14 protein-coding genes are annotated in these 19,224 nt (G+C 44.1%); 5 read left to right on the forward strand and 9 right to left on the reverse strand.

What is annotated here, in order from left to right:
• Nucleotides 1-163: 163 nt before the first annotated feature.
• A complete protein-coding gene (proC, locus tag DWW91_RS17400; RefSeq protein ID WP_007653711.1) occupies nt 164-967 on the reverse strand; it encodes a pyrroline-5-carboxylate reductase in 804 nt (267 codons plus the stop codon).
• A 141-nt stretch (nt 968-1,108) separates the two neighbouring features.
• On the opposite strand from proC, the gene DWW91_RS17405 reads away from it, so the two are divergent.
• Entirely contained in the window at nt 1,109-2,296 is a 1,188-nt protein-coding gene (locus DWW91_RS17405; protein ID WP_370449595.1) for an aminopeptidase C, read from the forward strand.
• A 104-nt stretch (nt 2,297-2,400) separates the two neighbouring features.
• On the opposite strand, the gene DWW91_RS17410 is transcribed toward DWW91_RS17405, so the two are convergent.
• From DWW91_RS17410 to argR, 8 genes are all read right to left on the reverse strand, one after another.
• A complete protein-coding gene (locus DWW91_RS17410; RefSeq protein WP_010800309.1) occupies nt 2,401-2,958 on the reverse strand; it encodes a copper resistance protein NlpE N-terminal domain-containing protein in 558 nt (185 codons plus the stop codon).
• A gap of 98 nt (nt 2,959-3,056) precedes the next feature.
• Nucleotides 3,057-4,913, reverse strand: coding sequence for a mechanosensitive ion channel family protein (locus DWW91_RS17415; protein WP_122328444.1), 1,857 nt, complete (start codon nt 4,911-4,913; stop codon nt 3,057-3,059).
• Between the two features lie 27 nt (nt 4,914-4,940).
• On the reverse strand, nt 4,941-7,175 hold the full coding sequence (locus DWW91_RS17420; RefSeq protein ID WP_122328445.1) for a S9 family peptidase: 2,235 nt from the start codon (nt 7,173-7,175) through the stop codon (nt 4,941-4,943).
• Between the two features lie 288 nt (nt 7,176-7,463).
• Complete coding sequence (locus tag DWW91_RS17425; RefSeq protein ID WP_007653703.1) at nt 7,464-8,591, reverse strand: aspartate aminotransferase family protein; 1,128 nt, start codon at nt 8,589-8,591, stop codon at nt 7,464-7,466.
• Nucleotides 8,592-8,629: 38 nt separating this feature from the next.
• Nucleotides 8,630-9,598, reverse strand: a complete 969-nt coding sequence (gene argC / locus DWW91_RS17430; protein WP_010800306.1) for an N-acetyl-gamma-glutamyl-phosphate reductase — start codon at nt 9,596-9,598, stop codon at nt 8,630-8,632.
• Entirely contained in the window at nt 9,595-10,794 is a 1,200-nt protein-coding gene (locus DWW91_RS17435; RefSeq protein ID WP_007653701.1) for an argininosuccinate synthase, read from the reverse strand. The genes argC and DWW91_RS17435 overlap by 4 nt, the downstream gene beginning before the upstream one ends.
• A gap of 66 nt (nt 10,795-10,860) precedes the next feature.
• Complete coding sequence (locus DWW91_RS17440; protein ID WP_007653699.1) at nt 10,861-11,454, reverse strand: GNAT family N-acetyltransferase; 594 nt, start codon at nt 11,452-11,454, stop codon at nt 10,861-10,863.
• Nucleotides 11,455-11,520: 66 nt separating this feature from the next.
• Nucleotides 11,521-11,964, reverse strand: coding sequence for an arginine repressor (gene argR, locus DWW91_RS17445; RefSeq protein ID WP_044215257.1), 444 nt, complete (start codon nt 11,962-11,964; stop codon nt 11,521-11,523).
• 314 nt (nt 11,965-12,278) lie between these two features.
• On the opposite strand from argR, the gene DWW91_RS17450 reads away from it, so the two are divergent.
• The 4 genes from DWW91_RS17450 to DWW91_RS17465 all read left to right on the forward strand — a co-directional run bounded on the left by DWW91_RS17450 (nt 12,279) and on the right by DWW91_RS17465 (nt 19,093).
• Nucleotides 12,279-12,818, forward strand: a complete 540-nt coding sequence (locus tag DWW91_RS17450; protein ID WP_046147878.1) for an RNA polymerase sigma factor — start codon at nt 12,279-12,281, stop codon at nt 12,816-12,818.
• A gap of 64 nt (nt 12,819-12,882) precedes the next feature.
• Nucleotides 12,883-13,866, forward strand: a complete 984-nt coding sequence (locus DWW91_RS17455; protein ID WP_122328446.1) for a FecR family protein — start codon at nt 12,883-12,885, stop codon at nt 13,864-13,866.
• A gap of 193 nt (nt 13,867-14,059) precedes the next feature.
• Nucleotides 14,060-17,350 (forward strand): TonB-dependent receptor, encoded by a 3,291-nt coding sequence (locus DWW91_RS17460; protein ID WP_224264512.1) that lies wholly within the window; start codon nt 14,060-14,062, stop codon nt 17,348-17,350.
• 12 nt (nt 17,351-17,362) lie between these two features.
• Complete coding sequence (locus DWW91_RS17465) at nt 17,363-19,093, forward strand: RagB/SusD family nutrient uptake outer membrane protein (RefSeq protein ID WP_046147880.1); 1,731 nt, start codon at nt 17,363-17,365, stop codon at nt 19,091-19,093.
• Nucleotides 19,094-19,224: the final 131 nt, after the last annotated feature.

Below are 19,224 nucleotides of genomic sequence, written 5' to 3' on the forward strand. Positions count from 1 at the left end.
TCCGGAGGCTGTGCTGTTTGAGCGTAGCGAGTTCACAGACGACAGCGAACGCAGGATGCTGAGTAGCGAAGCAGATGCAGCCTTGATCTTTTGGTTACTTTTCTATCAAGAGAAAAGTAACATTCACTTCTGATAAATTCTGAATCAATTTATAATTCTCTTTTTATTTACTGGCTTTCAATCCCCTGATGACAGAAGAGGTGAAACCGGACAGTTCCATTTCATTCAACCCCTTGATGGTAATACCGCCGGGAGTGGTAACCTTGTCGATCTCCATTTCCGGATTGCTCTTGTTTTCCAATAACAGGTCGGTAGCCCCCTTTACGGTATGGACAACGATTTCCTGTGCCTGCTTCGGATAGAAACCCAATTCGACACCGCCTTCAATAGCAGCACGGATATAACGTAGGGCGAAAGCGATACCGCTGGAAGCCAGTGCAGTACCGGCACCCATCAGGCGTTCTTCTACCAACATCGCATTGCCAAGCTCATTGAATATATTTATTATCAGGTCGGATTGCTCCGGTGTTGCGTTATGGGCGGAGACGAAAGTCATACTGCTCAATACCTCGATAGCGGTGTTGGGCATAATACGGAAAAGAGCCGGAGTAACCCAGTCCTCATAACTGGTGTTTTTAGTGAGATAAGAATTCAGCGTATCGAAGGTGATTCCGGCAGCTACCGAAACGATGATCTGTTTGTCGTAATCGAGCACTCCTTTTATCTGGTCGATGATCTCTTCCACCCGCCAGGGTTTTACTGCTATGACGATGATGTCTGCTCCCTTTACAGCTTCTATGTTGTTGAGTGACAACACAAAGTCTGGATTGGCCGCTTTCATTTTGTCCAATGTGGCTTGCGACTGTGCCGTACAGGTGATGTCCGATGCTTTAAACATATTTCCTTTTGCCAGTCCGCGGGCGATGGCACCGCCGATACTTCCGGCTCCGATAATCGTAATTTTCATGTCTCCGTTAATTTATAATTGTAAAATCATGAGTTGCAAAAGTATGGAAAAAAGGAATAAAACCCGTACATTTGCGTCAAAATGTATAATTGCTAATATAATCGAAAACAAAAGATGAAGAAACTTGTTGTTGCCGGCTTGATGCTGGCTTGTGCGTTCTCTGCAACAAATGTTGGAGCACAAGAAAAAGAGGGAGAAAAAGAAGAAGGTTTCATTTTTACAACAGTAAAGGAAAACCCGATTACATCCATTAAGAATCAGAACCGGGCAGGTACTTGCTGGTGCTACTCTACCATGGCTTTCCTGGAATCTGAATTGCTTCGTATGGGAAAGGGAGAATATGATCTTTCGGAGATGTTTACCGTTTACCACACTTATCAGGATCGTGCCGATATGGCTGTCCGTACTCATGGCGATGCTTCGTTCTCGCAGGGTGGGTCTTTCTATGATGTGATTTACGGAATGGAAGCTTTCGGTTTGGTGCCGGAAGAAGAAATGCGCCCCGGGGTGATGTATAGCGATACATTGAGTAACCACGGAGAGTTGTCTGCCCTCACAGATGCTATGGTGGGCGCCATGGCTGGCGGTAAAGTAAAAAAATTCCAGTATGACGAGGATTATAACCTGTTGTGGAAAAAGGCTGTAGCTGCCGTACATGAAATCTATCTGGGAAAAGCTCCGGAAAAGTTTACTTATAAAGGAAAAGAATACACTCCGAAGTCATTTTATGAATCTACAGGATTAAAACCGTCGGATTATGTATCGTTGACTTCTTATACGCATCATCCGTTCTATACGCAGTTCTCGCTGGAAATCCAGGATAACTGGCGTCACGCATTGTCTTACAACCTGCCGATCGACGAGTTCATGGAAGTGTTCGACAATGCGATCAATACAGGTTATACGATTGCCTGGGGATCCGACGTAAGTGAGTCCGGCTTTACCCGCGACGGTGTAGCTGTTATGCCTGATAACGAAAAGGTACAGGAACTGAGCGGATCTGACATGGCTCATTGGTTGAAGATGAAACCGGAAGAAAAGAAATTGAATACGAAACCGCAACCGCAGAAATGGTGTACACAGGCAGAACGCCAGTTGGCTTATGATAACTGGGAAACTACTGACGACCACGGTATGCAGATTTATGGTATTGCCAAAGATCAGGAAGGAAACGAATATTACATGGTGAAAAACTCTTGGGGTACAGCCAACAAATATAACGGTATTTGGTATGCATCAAAAGCATTCGTACGTTACAAAACAATGAACATTGTCGTTCATAAAGATGCACTTCCTAAAGCGATCAAGGCTAAGTTAGGAATTAAATAATTCAATTATCTGAAAATAAAAGCAAAAAGAGGCGTTTCCCGGTAGGAGTTGGGGCGCCTCTTTTCTATTTATACAAAGATGTGCTTTTTTATAGGGTCGCTTTTTTATGGAACCAGTATCAGCGTATAATTCAGATCTGATGCTGCTTTCTGTAATTCCTGGTTTAATAGTGTCAGGCTGTCGCCTTCTGCCTGGAAGTAAAATGCCATGTCGCCATCGCTGGGGATCAGTTCGTAAACGATTGCTTCGGAGTTGGATGGTGTTCCATGTTTTACTTTGCGTTTACCGGTGGAAGAGAATGTTTTATCCTTTCCGTTTTCAGCTTCCAGATAAGTGGCGTCCATTTCGTAAACGCCGTCGTCGCTATCCTGCTGATAATATAAAGTCAGGTCATAAACGATGCCGGGACCGTCTGCTGCCGGGAATGTGCCCTTATATTTTTTCTGAATGACACTTCCTTTTTTAGGATCTACTTTCAGCGAATCACGCATATTGACCGGTTTGGCAGCTTTTCCTGTTACGGTAGGCAAAGCCGGTGCGCCTGGCGCAGCCTCGTCTATTGCATAAACATCTTCTTCTATAAGAGCGGGTTCGGCTGTTTTCTTCCCGCTACATGCAGCCAATAAAGCCAGAGCTGCTACTGCGATAAAATACTTTTTCATTATTCTGCATTTTTTATTAGTGACTTTGCCTTATAACAAAAGTCCCCCTGCATTTTGTTTTGCAGGAGGACTTTTTTAACTATATAATGTGCTGTTTCTTACTTTTTATCAGGAGAATCCGGCTTTTGCTGATATTCAGCAGGGATAGTAACGGCACTTCCGTCGCGCTCAGCGTAATAGTGGGGCGACATGATCTCGATGCCGGCTTCGTTAAACACATCCTGTATGTTCTGATGCAGGTCCGAATAGATCTGCGAAAGCTGGTCGGCTTCCTTTATATATGCATTTATCTGGTAACAGGGGTAGTAATCCTGCAACTCCGTTTCCAAAACGAAGGGTTTCGGGTGTGACATGACTCCCGGCGTGGATCGCGCAGCGTTGACCAGTAACTGATGGACCTGACGCCAGGGGACATCGTAGCCGATGCTGACTGTCGAGTGGATGATCAGGCCGAACTGGCGGGCAGAGGCACTGTAATTAACCGTATGTGACGACATGATGAACGAGTTCGGGATCGTGACCACTTCGTTTTTAGGTGTGCGGATACGGGTAACGAACGGGGTTTTCTCTATTACGTTTCCGGTTGTTTCGTTCAATTTGATGCGGTCGCCCAGTTTGAATGGCCGCATGTAAGTGATGACCAGTCCTGCTATGATATTTCCGATTACTGTGCTTGACCCCAGAGAAACGATCAGTCCGACAAAGACGGATATCCCCTGGAACACACCGGAGTCGGAGCCGGGCAGATAAGGGTAGATCATCGCGATCATAAACGCGTACAACAGGAAACGTATGATATTGAAAGAAGGTTGCGCCCAGTCCGGATAGAAACCGGTGATCTTGAGTTTTTCGCTTTCAATCTCATTGGCTATATACTGAATACCCTTGATGATGTATTTTACGCAGTAATAAATGACAATGATAATGAACAGGTTTGGAATATATTCAATAACCGATTTAAGGACCATCTTGATCGGTTCTATGATATAAGTGAACAGTCTCATTGCCAGGTGTTCCGTCTGTGGGAATATGGCGAACAACATCGGTACACTGAACATAAGCTGTATCAGCAGGACAATATAACGCAGGATATTATTCAGAAAGATGAGTATCCTGCCTTGCCGGTGGGTATTCAGAAACTCATAATCCCGTATGGTAATGGATTTGAGCTTGTTTTGTTTCAGCCAGATAATCCGGCGGCGGAGTTTCCTGAACAAATAGTTGGTCAGTTTGAACAGGAAATACTGGACGACCAGTACCAGGATGAACAAGGCAACCCGTTTGGCAATCTGAAGTATACTGTGTTCCTTTTTTAACTCCAGGATCTTATTATTGACAACAGACTGATACTCTTTGGCTAGCTTTTCCCTTTCCGTATTCAGCCAAAGGGCGTCCTGATCCGTCACACTGAGGATCACTTTTTCCCCGTACATGACATCTGTCTGGTATTCACTGTTAAACAGGTAGACTGAATCTGCTTTCAGGCTTAGGTTTTTACCTATTTTCTGGATCATGTTGACGGCATTTTCTGCCCGGTCATAGGCCGAGACACCTCCTCGTTTGGCATAAAAAGTGAGGAGGGTATCATTGTCGATGATCAGATGAACACCGGGTGTCAGCGTCCGTAGCGAGTCGATGCTGCGGCGCTGTTCCTCTTTTTTCAGCGAGTCGGTGGTGATATGCTTGTTCAGCGCGTCACTCAACTCGGTCCGGAGTACGATTTCATTCAACTTCATCTCTTGTAGTTGAAGTTCGAGCTCCTGCATCCTTATGGAATCCAGGCGGAGTTTATCTTCAATCGCTGCCGATGAATCAGCAGGAATGTCATTTGTTTTATTCTCTGTAATAACGGCATTCAGTAATCCTTCCGCCTTTTCCCTGATCTGGGACGTTGCCCGGGAAGGCATAAGGAATATTGCCGATAGAGTGGCAATGCACAAAATCAACTGTTTCATTGTGTTTCTACCCTTTTAGTAATTGTTTTATTTGCCTCCTGCCGGCAGATGGTCCAGCCAGTATTTAGCCATGCTTTTCCGTAGGTGCAGGCTTGTTCCTTCACGCTCGTAGATACCGTGGCTACGCATCGGATAACTGATCTGGCTGAATACTTTGCCATGTTTAACCAGTTCGTCCACCAGCATTTCGCAGCTTTGGTAGTGCACGTTATCGTCACCCGTTCCGTGTATCAGCAACAGGTTGCCCTGCAAGCCTTCGGCGTAGGAGATAGGGGAACCCTTACGATATCCTTCCGGGTTATTCTGTGGTGTGTTCATATATCGTTCCTGATAAACGGTATCGTATAAACGCTGGTCGGCAACGGCGGCGATCGCAATGCCCGTATGGAATATTTCCGGATAGCGGAACATGCAGTTCAATGTCTGGCCGCCGCCGCCGCTCCATCCGTTGATGCCGATGCGTGACAGGTCGATGAACGGATACTGGCGTGCCAGGTCTTGTATGCCCCGTGCCTGGTCTTCCGATGCAAAGGTGCCGACTTCGCCATAGATGCATTTGCGCCATTCCCGGCCGCGTGGAGCATTGGCCCCGCGGTTTTCGATGCTGACATAGATATATCCCTGGTTCACCAGATATTGATTCCACAGGTCGCCGCCTCCCCATGAGTCTTGTACGGTCGAGCCGGCAGGTTCGCCATAGACTTCGATGATGACCGGATATTTCTTTGAAGGGTCGAAATTGACAGGTTTGATCATGCAGACGTCCAGTAGCAGGTCGCCCGATCTGGCTTTGACAAACTCTTTCGGGTTCAGTCCCAGGGCATCGTATTGTTTCTTGGCCTCTGCATTATCTTCGAGGATGCGTACGGATTGATTTTTCGGGAATGAAACCATGTCGGTCACCGGAGGGGTTACCGAGTTGCTGTAGGTATGTACGGCCCATTTTCCGGTCGGAGACATGTTGTAGCGGTGCTGTCCCGGTTGGTTTTCCGGACTCAGCCGTTTCACTTCGCCTTTGCCGAACAGGTTGGCGCTGTACAGGTAACGTTGCGTATAGTTTTCCGGTGAAGCAATAAAATAGACCAGTCCCTTTTGCAGGTCGGTCCCGACGGGTTGGATATAGTCGAAGTCGCCTTTGGTAACGGGGACGATCTCTTTTCCGTCGCGGCTCACACGGTACAGGTGGCGCCATCCGCTCCGTTCGCTTTCCCAGGTGAAATACCGGTTGTTTTTCAGCCACAGGATATTATCGTTTGTGTCCAGCCATGCCGCATCTTTGTCTGTAAAGATATTCTTAGGGGTTGCGCTGCCGATTTGGGCGATCCATACTTTGTTGGTATTTTGTTCCCGGTTTAACTGCTGGATGAACAGTTCATTGCTTTCGGGGATGAAGTCCATGCGCGGGATATAGTTGTTGCGGGGATCTCCGGGAATGTCGATCCAGGTCGTTGTTCCTCCTGCTGCCGGGATGTATCCGACTTTTACGGCCGAGTTGGCAGTTCCTGCTTTCGGATAGGGGAAATGGAGGATAGTAGGATAGATGGAATCGACGTTGTTGATGATATCGAATACGCCGGTTCCTTCCGTATCGCTTTGCCAGTAAGCGATGTATTTGCCGTCCGGGCTCCAGCGGAAACCGTCGCGGCAACTGAACTCTTCTTCATATACCCAGTCGAATGTACCGTTTACGATGGTCTTGCTTCCGTCGCTGGTCAGTTGGGTGATTTTGCCGGAGTTTATGTCTTCCACATATATATTATTGTTGGAAACGTAAGCCACCCTTGTTCCGTCGGGTGAGAATTTGGCGAACATCATGGACGATTCGGGTAGTCCTTTTCCCAGTTGACGCAGGTTGCCGTCATGTAAAGAAAGTACCCAGTAATCACCACGGGTATCGTAGCGCCATACACGTTGCGTATTGTTGTAGATCAGAACTTTATCATTGTCATCACTCCACGATATTCTTCCCATGGCAATTTTCTTGCCGGTTGATTTATCTGTGAACATAGCAGAGGGGATAATTACTTCGCGGGCATTGTCTTTGGCGCGGTAGGCTACGACATCCATTCCTCCTTCTTCCTTGTTTGGTTCGAGGCGGCTGTAGCGCTCCCCGTCTTTCATCCAGTTCATGGCACCAACACCTTTTGTCCGGATAAGTTTTCCACTCAGTACATCTTCTAAATCCAATGATTTTTGTGCGGTACACAGATTACTGCAAAAAATAGAAATAGCAGCGGCAACGATCAGCTTATTTAGTTTCATTTGTATTTATTGTATTTGTTTCTGAACATACAAATAACGTAAAGTTCTTTGAGATAACAAAGGGGAAACTCTTTATTATTATCTTTGCGACTTCAAAAGAGGTTGCGGGTGGCGCGAAAGGAACGGTTGCTGATGCCGCAACAAGCCTTTCGCGCCATCCTCGAAACAGCTTTCGCGGTATCCTCGAAAGTGGTGTCGTTGCTGCCGCGAAAGTACAGGAGATAAAATAAAGCAAGAAGGCCGCCTTCGGAAATTCCGTTGGCGGCCTTCTTTATAATAAAGAACTAATTAAGCATTGAGTACTTTTTTGAAACGGGTAAGGAATTCTTTCGCTTCGTCCATTGTCAGGCAAAGCGGCGGAAGCAGACGGATCGTATTGGTGCCGGCCACTCCTGTGAATACCTTTTCTTCGAAGAGCAGTTTGCTGCGCACTTCTTTAATAGATTCTTCAAACTCGATACCGATCATCAAGCCGCGTCCTCTGATCTCTTTGATTCCTGGCAGTTTGTGTAATTCTTCAATCAGGAAGTTTCCAACCTGTGCGGCATTGTCGATCAGCTTTTCATTTTCCATGATTTCCAGAACGGCGATAGCTGCCGCACAAGCCAGATGGTTACCACCGAAAGTGGTTCCCAACATACCGTAAACGGGTTTGAACATCGGGCTGATCAGCAATCCGCTCATCGGGAAACCGTTGCCGATGCCTTTAGCCACTGTGATCAGGTCCGGTTTGATACCGGCATACTGGTGGGCGAAGAATTTACCGCTACGTCCGTAACCGGATTGGATTTCGTCCAGAATCAGGCAAGCCTCATATTTTGTACACAGGGTACGCAGTTCCTTCATAAAGTCGTCTGTCGGAAGCTGGATACCGCCGACACCCTGGATACCTTCGATGATTACGGAAGATACATCTCCTTTCTGCAATTCTGCTTCAACGGCTGCCGAATCGTTCAGCGGCAGATAGGTCACTGCCAGGTCTTCATTGACCGGAGCAATGATTTTCGGGTTGTCTGTTACGCGAACCGCAGCCGAAGTACGTCCGTGGAAAGCATGCTTGAAAGCGATCACCCGTTTCTTGCCATTATGGAAAGAAGCCAGTTTCAGCGCATTTTCATTTGCTTCGGCACCAGAGTTGATCAGGAACAGTGAGTAGTCATCATAACCGGAGGCTTTACCGAGTTTGTCTGCCAGTTTTTGTTGCAGGCTGTTGATGACCGAGTTGGAATAGAATCCCAGTTTGTTTACCTGGTCGGTGATAGCAGCTACATAAGTAGGGTGGCTGTGACCGACGGAGATAACAGCATGTCCGCCGTACAGGTCGAGGTATTCTGTGCCTTCGCTGTCCCATACATGGCATCCTTTGCCTTTTACAATCTCTATATTAAATAAAGGATATACGTCGAATAAATTCATGATGAATAATGTGTTAATATTGGCACATTAGTTAATTATTAAAAAGCCGAAGGCTTGAGATGTAGTCCTACAGTCTCTTCCAAACCGAACAGCAGGTTCATATTATGCACCGCTTGTCCGCTGGCGCCTTTCAACAAGTTGTCGATCATGGAAATGATCAGCAGTTTGTTGTCGTATTTCTGAAGATACAGGAGGCACTTGTTGGTGTTGACAACCTGTTTCAGGTCCGGGTTCTTGTCGGTGATGAACGTGAATGAATGATCATCGTAATACTCTTCGTAAATACGGCGGATTTCATCCAGTCCCACCTTGCAGTCGATGTAAGTCGTTGCAAAAATACCACGGGAGAAATTACCCCGCACCGGAATAAAGTTGATATTGCTTTCGAAACTATTCTGTAACTGACGCAGGCTTTGGCCTATCTCGGCCAAATGCTGGTGTGTGAACGGTTTATAGATCGAAATATTATCGTTTCGCCAGCTGAAATGAGATGTTGACGAAGGCTTTACGCCAGCTCCCGTGGAACCGGTGATTGCATTCACATGCAACTCCGAGTTTAACATCAGATGCTTGGCCAGCGGCAAAACGGCTAACTGGATACAAGTGGCAAAACAACCGGGGTTTGCAATGTGTCGGGACTTGCAGATACGTCGTCGGTTCAGTTCGGGCAGGCCGTAAACGAAATCGTGTTCATCGCTTTCGATACGGTAATCCATGCTGAGGTCGATGATCTTCACGTTGTCGGGAACAGTATGGCTTTCCATGAATTTCTTTGTATCGCCATGAGCGGTACAGAAGAACAGAAGGTCGATGCTGTCCAGCGGGAGTTGGTCGGTGAAACGCATATCGGTTTCTCCGAACAGTCCGCCGTGAACGTCAGTGATCAGGTTGCCGGCGTTGCTGGTACTATTCACAAATGTAATCTCGGCGTCCGGGTGATTCAACAGCAGACGAATCAATTCGCCTGCCGTATATCCCGCACCACCTATAATTCCGATCTTAATCATATTTCTTCGTCCTTATGGTTGTTATAATAAACACGCAGCGGTGTAGAAGTTACTTTGATAAAGCCTTTGGCATCTTCTGCCGTCCAGCCTTTCTGCATTTCACCGTATTCACCGAATTTAGTCTTCACCAGGTCGTCTTCCGACTCGACGCCTACGGTAGAGAAGGACAGCGGACGCAGTTCAAGGATAGCCGTACCGTTTACGTTACGCTGTGATTCCTGCAACATGGCTTCGATGTCGCGCATAACCGGTTCCAGGTACTGGCTTTCGTGCAGGAACATGCCGTACCAGTTGGCTACCTGGTCTTTCCAGTACTGCTGCCATTTGCTTAATGTATATTTTTCAAGGAAACGGTGTGCACCGATGATCAACATGGGGGCGGCAGCTTCGAATCCTACACGGCCCTTGATACCGATGATTGTGTCGCCGACGTGCATATCGCGGCCGATGCCGTAAGCTGCTCCGATCTCTTCCACCTTCTGGATAGCAGCGATCTTGTCTTCGAATACCTCACCGTTGACAGCATGGATCTCACCCTTTTTAAATTCGATACGCAGTTCTTCGCTACCGGTCTTTTCCACCTGTTTCAGGTAAGCACTTTCGGGTAATCCCTGGGCAGAATCCAGAATTTCACCGCCGCAGATGGAAGTTCCCCACAAACCTACATTATAAGAGTATTTCAGTTTGGTGAAGTCGGCAACGAAACCATGTTCTTTCAGGTAATTGATTTCGTAGTCGCGGGTCAGCGCCATGTCGCGTGTCAATGTGATGATTTCTACGTTTGGAGCCAGCACCAGGAATGTCATGTCGAAACGTATCTGGTCGTTACCGGCACCGGTCGAACCGTGAGCGATAGCGTCTGCACCGATCTCATTGGCATAACGTGCGATGGCCAAAGCCTGGAAGATACGTTCGGAGCTTACTGAGATAGGGTAGGTTCCGTTACGCAAAACGTTACCGAATACCATATACTTCAAACTCTTTTCGTAGTATTCCTTTGTAACGTCGATAGTTACATATTTGGTTGCGCCCAGTTTGTAGGCGTTTTCTTCGTTCTGTTTCAGTTGTTCTTCGCTGAATCCGCCTGTATTAGCGCAAGCGGCATATACTTCATACCCTTTTTCTTTGGCAAGGTACATAACGGTAAATGAGGTATCCAAACCTCCGCTGAATGCAACTACTACTTTCTTTTTCATTGTCTGTCTGTTTTTGTGGGGGGGGGGTAAGGGCGTTTCGCGAAACGCCCCTACGGGCCTCCTTTATTATTTATTATTATTTTTTTCTCTTTCGTCTGCTTCCCGTTTCGCACGGTGCGGGTCGGCAGGGTCGAACAACATCGCCGTACAGATGCAATATTTCCGGTTCGTGCGCTCCAGAATATCATGGTTTATGCAACCGTTGCAACCGCGCCAGAACGATTCGTCGTCCGTCAGATCGGAAAAGGTAACCGGCACGTATCCCAGTTCCGTATTCATTTTCATTACTGCCGCGCCGGACGTAAGACTGAAAATCTTAGCCTTCGGCCAACGCATGCGGGCCAGTTGAAACGTCATATCCTTGATCCGTTTGGCAATACCCAAACCACGGAAATCCGGATGAACAATTAAACCGGAGGTCGTCACATACTGCTTGTTGCCCCACGATTCTATATAGCTGAAACCTGCAAACTGATCCCCGGCCAGCGCAATGACCGCTTTCCCTTCAATCATTTTCTGGGCCACATATTCATGCGTACGCTTAGCGATACCTGTTCCACGCACTTTGGCCGCCTCTTCAATGGTAGTCAATATCTTGTCTACGTATATTTCGTGAGAGGCGTCAGCAATCATTACATCGATTTCTGTTTCTTGTTTCATTTTTCCGATTGTTCTTTGTCTTCTTTTGTTTATAAACGGAAGAACCGTTGTCTCCCTTAATCGCCCTTATATAAAATGTGATAATGCTTTTACTATCCGGTCCCTGCTGATCCCTTCGCGGGGGATGATCAGGATGGTGTCGTCTCCGGCAATCGTACCCAGTATCTCGTGCGGGGCATGGGTGTCGATGTCGGATGCGATCCCCATCGCATATCCCGGACGTGTCTTGACTACTGCCAGGTTTCCGGAAAATTCGATGTTCGGATGATGTTCTGTCTGCACCTTGTTCGGCTGTATCAAAGCTGAATAATCGGGCAGACAATATACATAATCGCCGTTCGCATCATGTACTTTGGCCACTTTCAGCTGCTTTATGTCGCGCGACAAAGTAGCTTGTGTCACCTGAAATCCGCTGGCTTCCAATTCTTTCAGCAGCTCTTCCTGGTTACATATAGCCTTTGTTTGTATGATACGGCAAATAGCATCCAATCGTTCCTTTTTTGTACTCATGTTTGTATATTTATGCAAAACGGTTGCAAATATAAAGCGAATAATTGAATAAATATACATGTGGGGACGGTTTTTTTGCATAATTATTTATACTGTATATCTGTTGAGCAAAAATGCCTTTGGAATTGTTCTATTCTTATAAAGAAATGATAATTTTGTATTCGTAAAAACAACTGTTCCGTTAGGGTGAAATATTTTTGAGGATTGTATGAATAATGTGAAGGTAATTCGTAGTTGCTGCTTTTCTTAGTTAGAAAAAATTGATTTCCAAAATTTATCGTATATTTGGGCGCAAAGGAAATAAACCGGAAGAAATGTCGGATACAACTACCACAGATGAAAAGCTGATTGAAGCAATTGGGAGAGGTGATTACGTTAGTTATAATAAACTGTTCGAACGTTATTATGCTCGCCTCTGTCAATATGTGTATAGTCTGCTCATGGATAAAAGTGATGCGGAAGATGTTGTGCAGGAACTTTTTCTGAAGATATGGAAGAATCGGGAAAAGATTGAAATTAAAGAAAATGTAAGCGGCTATCTCTATCGTATGGCTAAGCACCTGGCATTGAATCAACTCAGGTCAAAAGTTTATTTTAATAACTTATCGGAAAGCAAGGACCAATTATCTTATGAAGAAAACAGAGTTGAAATCGAAGAATTTCGGATAGCAGTCTACGATTGTATAGATCGCCTCCCGGATCGTAGCAGGGAAGTGTTGTTGCTTCACCGTATAAAAGGACTGAAACAGAAGGAAATATCAGAAAAACTCCAAATCTCGGTAAAAACAATCAAAAATCAGATATGGTCGTCGCTTCAGAAACTAAAGAGATGCTTGGAGTTAAAAGGAATATAATTTTTTTCGGGTCCTGAATAGGACCTTTTTTTATTTGTTGTGTCATATATTAAAAGCATGATTTATGGAAGAGCAAAAAAATATAAAAGATCACATCATAGACTATTTACTGGATGACGGAGAAGAAAAAGCCATATCTCCTGTATTGTCGGAATGGTTAGCTGAAGATGTATCTAATCAAAAAGAATTTGAGCAATATAAGAAAATATGGAAGGCATCGGGCTCTTATACAGAACCCAATGTCTATGACTCTGATCTGGCATGGGAGAAAATTAATATGATAAACGGACAGCAGATAAATACCCGGACGTATTTAAAGAATATATCTTATGTAATTTCCGGAGTGGCTGCTTCCTTGCTGATTATGTTTGCCCTTTCTTTTATGGGGGTTTTTGAAAAGAATACGGAGGTGCTGGTAAGCATGAATGCTGATTACGGAAACCGTTCGGAAATTGTTTTACCGGACGGATCGGTGGTAAAACTGAATTCCGGGTCGGAGATTACTTATTTATATGATCCGAAGGAGAAAATACGGGAAGTAAGTTTCCAGGGAGAAGGTTTTTTTGATGTATCTAAAAGTAAATCCCCGTTTGTCATAAAAATGGCAGGTGGATTGAGTGTGAAAGTTTGGGGGACTTCTTTCAACCTACAGGCTTATGTGGACGATCCGGTTATTCAGGCTTCATTGGTGGAAGGGTGCATTGAACTGGATAGTGGAAGCGATAAGTTGGTCATGAAGCCGGGAGAAATGGCCGTTTTTGATAAACAAGCAAATAAGATCAAACAAGTGGAAGGTATATTATCTCATTCTTATGGATGGTTGGATAATAAGTTATATATGGAGGATATGCCGTTATCGGTTGTTTGTAAATATCTGGAAAGATGGTATGATGTGAAGATTATGCTCCAACCGGGGCTAGGGGAAAATATTCGTTATAATGGGGTCATACAGGAAGAAACCGTAACGGATGTAATGAATGCATTGTCCCGCCTGAGTAAGATACGCTATCATGTGACAGGAAAAAATATAAGTATAACCTCTAAATAGAATTGCCTATGAAGTAAAGAACCATGAATACACAAAACGGGAAATGCTGGAAACATCTCCCGTTATAAGTCTGATCATAAAATTAGTGCTTGCAACACTAATAGTTAACTAATAATCAATTTACAAATATATGAATTTTTTCAATAAGTTAGAGTCGGTTTTTTATCCGACCCTTAAAAAGATATTATCTATTATGAGATTAACGACATTACTTTTGATTGTATTCTCACTTAATATATCTGCAACTGTTTATTCTCAAAACACGAAGTTATCGTTGGATGTTAAGAACCAATCGATAAAGGAAGTTCTTTTCCTGATCGAAAATCAATCTGATTTTCGTTTTATATATGAAAGTGGGAAAATTAATTTGGACAAAATAGTATCTGTCCGTGTGAAAGACCAATCTGTCGAAACGGTTTTAAAACGTCTTTTTGAACAGGAAGGAATCCAATATGAAATTACGGAGAATAATTTTATCCTGATCAATCCGATGGAAAAGAAGGGGAATGTTTCGCCCGTAGTATTACAACAGGGCCGGCGTGTTACAGGCGTGGTAAAAGATGTAACCGGCGAACCGATTATAGGGGCAAACGTGGTGGAAAAAGGCACGACAAATGGAACAGTTACGGACTTTGACGGACGTTTTTCCATAGATGTTTCAAGCCATAATATTCTTGAAGTATCCTATATCGGATATGCTTCGAAAGAATTCAAACTTACGGATAAGTCAACGTATGATGTTGTCCTGACGGAAGATACCGAGTTGCTGGATGAAGTCGTGGTGGTCGGTTATGGTACACAGAAGAAGGTAAACTTGACTGGGGCCGTAGAATCTGTGAGTGGTGATCGATTGGCAAAACAACCGGTAGCACAAGCTTCGCAGGCATTAGTTGGACTTGCTCCAGGTTTGACTGCTATTCAGGAGAGCGGACAGCCGGGAGAAGATAAGGCGATTTTGCGTATTCGCGGTATGGGCTCGATCAGTGCGTCTAATGATCCTTTAATTTTGATTGACGGCGTGGAAGGAGATATTAATACGATAGATGGAAATGATATCGAAAATATTTCGGTATTGAAAGATGCTGCATCTGCTGCGATTTATGGCTCACGTGCTTCAAATGGAGTTATATTAGTTACCACGAAGAGAGCAAAAGAAGGAGGTGTTTCGGTAAATTATAAGAACTATCTGGGGTGGCAGAACCCGACGAATCTTCCTTCGTTCTTAGGTGCTCTTGATTATTTGAAGTATACAGGTTCCGATCAGGCGACAATTGATGCTTATCGGGCGGGTATGAAGACAGACCCGGACCGATATCCGGATACTGATTGGGTTGGCTTGCTGTTTAGTGAAACGAACTTTCAACAATATCATAACCTGAATGTTAGCGGAGGTTCTGATAAGGCGAAGGTTTTGGCTTCAGTCTCTTTTACGGATCAGGGAGCTGATATTGTCAATTATGGTTTTAAGCGTTACAATGGACGATTTAATTCAGATTTGAAGTTATCGGACAAATTTGATATTAATTTTGATTTGGCTTTTAGCCGGTCAGAGCAAAATGCATCTAATGCTACATTGACGGCTGTTGTACGGGATGCGTTCAGAATTGCGCCTAATTATCCTGCAGTCTATTCAGATGGTACCTGGGGGGATGGTTTCTCCGGAGGAAACCCGATAGCGCAGGTACGGGCTGGCGGTTATAACAAAAGACTTTATAATGAATTCAGAGGTTTGTTGAAAGCGAACTACCGGCCTTTCGATGGGATGAATATCTCAGTCTTATATGCACCCTCCTATGAAGATATTTATGTAAAAAGAGCATCTAAGACATACGAGCAAGTGATGGACTGGGATACTAAGACGATCCGGAAAAAGGGAGATCCTAATAGCTTTACGCAGACAAACGAGCGTCCGTTCAGTCAGAGTTTCAACGCTGTAGTTTCTTATACAAAGACGCTTAAAGATCATAGTTTTTCTGTGTTGGGAGGATATGAGTTTATCAAGTATAACTATGAGATGTTTTCTGCCGGGCGGCAATATTATGTTTTGCAGGATTATGAAGTGCTTAATGCCGGTTCGGAAGAATATGATTCAAACTCCGGAACAGCGACTCATAATGCGTTAGTCTCATATTTCGGACGTGTCAATTATTCCTATAAGGACCGTTACCTGTTTGAAGCAAATCTGAGACGAGATGCTTCTTCCCGGTTTGCGAAGGATAATCGGGTGGGTATTTTCCCATCTTTTGCTGCGGGGTGGAGACTTTCTGAGGAGAACTTTATGAAGGATCTTTCGTTTTTGTCTAATTTGAAATTACGTGCCTCATGGGGTAAATTGGGAAACCAAGAAATTGGTAGTGATTTTCCTTATACATCTTCTATTGCATTGGGTAGTGCCAATTATCTGATGGGAGGACAAATTGTAAACGGAGCAGCCCAGAAAGTACTGGCGAACAAGAATATCAAGTGGGAAACGACAGCAACGACCAATATTGGAGTAGATGCAGGATTGCTGGATCAGAGATTGACTCTGACCGCTGATTATTATGTTCGTAAAACAAAAGATATTTTGTTGAATATACCGGTACCTGTAGTAACGGGTCTTGAAGCACCGATCCAAAATATCGGAAATGTAGAAAACCGTGGATGGGATGTAACGGTCGGATGGCAAGACCGGGTTTCGGCTTTTGACTATGGCATAAAAATTAATTTATCAGATGTGAAAAATGAGGTTACCAATCTGGGTGGAAGCGAGATGATTATTACGGGAAATTCTATTATCCGGTTAGGAGCACCGATCAATTCCATTTATGGTTATGAAACTGAAGGTATTTTCCAATCGCAGGAAGAAATAAATGGGGCGCCCAGCCAATTTGGTACTTTAAAACCTGGTAATCTCCGTTATAAAGACCAATTGACCGTCGATACCGATGGAGATGGTGTGATGGATGCAAGCGACGGCGTGATCAATGCGGATGACAGAGTTATATTAGGCGATCCGTTTCCAAGATATACTTTTGGAATTGATTTGACTGCCGGTTATAAGGGATTTGACCTTGCGATTGCATTGCAGGGAGTAGGTAAACGTGATGTCCTTTTAGGTGGCGATCTTGTTTATCCTTTGTTTAATGCTGGTAAACTTCAGGAATGGCATGTCAAAGAATGTTGGACTCCTGAAAACTCAAATGCAAAGTTCCCTATTCTGGAGGCAACGAGCTTTGGTAGTAATGATGTGCAGGCAAGTAACACATGGTTGTTCAATGCTTCTTACCTGAGAGTGAGAAATGTAACATTGGGTTATACGTTGCCGAAACAGCTCTTGAGCAAAGTATTTATCAAGAACTTAAGAGTATATTTCTCCGGGCAGAATTTATTGACCTTTGATAGCCTTCCGCAGGGGATCGATCCGGTTGTTCCGAATGATTCGCAGGGAGCGATCTATCCTGTTGCTAAGAGTTATACATTTGGTATTGATTTATCCTTTTAAATGAAGAATATTATGAAAATATATAAGCTGTTATTATTGTTGGTTGTCGGATTTTCTTCTTGTGAAAATAATATTTTGGATTTGGAATCTCTGACAGAGCCGGTTGACGATGTTTTTTATAAAAATGAAGAAGAATTGAACCTGGCACTTAATGGAACTTATAATTCATTGCGTTTGACAACTGATTATAAGATACCTCTTATGGTTGCGATGGATAATGGAGCGACGGATATCGGTGTGTCCAGGGGTGTTTGTTCTGCTATGATGAATCAGGGACAAGGAACACAAAGTTCGACTAACGGAGGTTTTCTCACAATTTACTCGGATCATTATAAAGGTATTGCCCGAGCAAATGCATTGTTGGAAAATATGGTACGATCCAAGGATGTCGTGTCTGAAACCATATATAAGCAGATTGAAGCGCAGGCTTTGTTTATAAGGGCGTTTCATTATATGTATCTCACTGAGCTTTTTGGTGATGTCCCATTTTTGAATAAAGTAATAAAAGTTCCGACAGAAGGACTGATTCCACGTGAATCGAAAAAGGTTATAATTGATCAAATCCTCGCAGATTTGAAAAAAGCGGCAGAAGTGCTTCCTTATTCATGGAAAGGTGAGCCGGAACGTATTACAAAGGGAGCTGCTCTAGGGTTACATGCCCGTATCTCGTTGTATAATGGATATTATGCAGAGGCTGCGGCATCGACTAAAGAGATTATGGATAATGAACAGGCTTTTGGGTATAGCCTTCATGCAAATTACGGAGAATTGTTCCAATTAGCCGGACAAGCATCTGCAGAGATTATGTTTATCATGCCGTTTAAATATGAATATTATATTACGCAGTTTTCTGTAACTCAGGGATCACGTAATAAAGGGGCTGTCAGTGTAATGGTACCTACTCAGTCTATGGTCGATTCTTACGAATGTATTGATGGTGAAACAATCGACAAGTCGAAAGTGTATAGTCCGAAACGCCCCTTTGAGAACAGGGATCCTCGTTTAAAAGCCTCTATAATTACTCCGCAAAGTGAATGGGCTGGTATGATTTTTGAAAGCCATCCGGACAGTACGACTTATCGTTTGGTAAATGGGGCAATCGGCGGATCTAACAGTGATTGTCGTACAGTTTCCTGGCCGGCAGCTTTCTGTGGCTATTTATGGAAGAAAAATACGATAGAAGAAACGCAGGTAAAAATTCAATCCTGGGATGATCATAACTTTATCCTGATGAGATATGCCGAGATTTTATTGACCTACGCGGAAGCAAAAATCATGCAAGGAGAGGTTGATGAGTCAGTGTTGACTGCCATAAATAGAGTTCGTGCCCGTGCTTATGGAGTAGATGTTTCTGCAACAGCTGATTATCCGGCTATTACGACTATGGATGTGGCAAAGTTGAAAACGATTATCCAGCGTGAAAGAAAAGTAGAGTTAGCAGATGAAGGTTTCCGTTTGTTTGATATCCGACGGTGGAAGATCGCAGAGAAAGTAATGCCGGTTACTATTTACGGTCGAATATTGGATACTGAAACAGCTACTGGCATACCTCAAATTGATGAAGACGGTTTCGTTTCCTATAGCGGAATAGCAAGCCAATATGATTTGAATACTGATGCTCGTTTCCCGAATGCAGTTCGTGTATTCAATTCTTCACGGGATTATTTGTGCCCGATTCCTCAGCAGGAAATAGATACCTATGCCCGTTTTGGCATAACACTCGGTCAGAATCCGGGTTATTGATAATAGGTTTTGATTCAAGGAACACAGAAAATTGCAGATTAATGCTCAATTTTCTGTGTTCACTTAAATATTTTATTTGATAACATTTAATATAACAGAATGGGATATTTCTATAAATTCATTTTTCTCTC

Origin of the sequence: Parabacteroides sp. AF17-3 (genome assembly GCF_003635445.1) — a bacterium.
GTDB lineage: Bacteria > Bacteroidota > Bacteroidia > Bacteroidales > Tannerellaceae > Parabacteroides > Parabacteroides goldsteinii.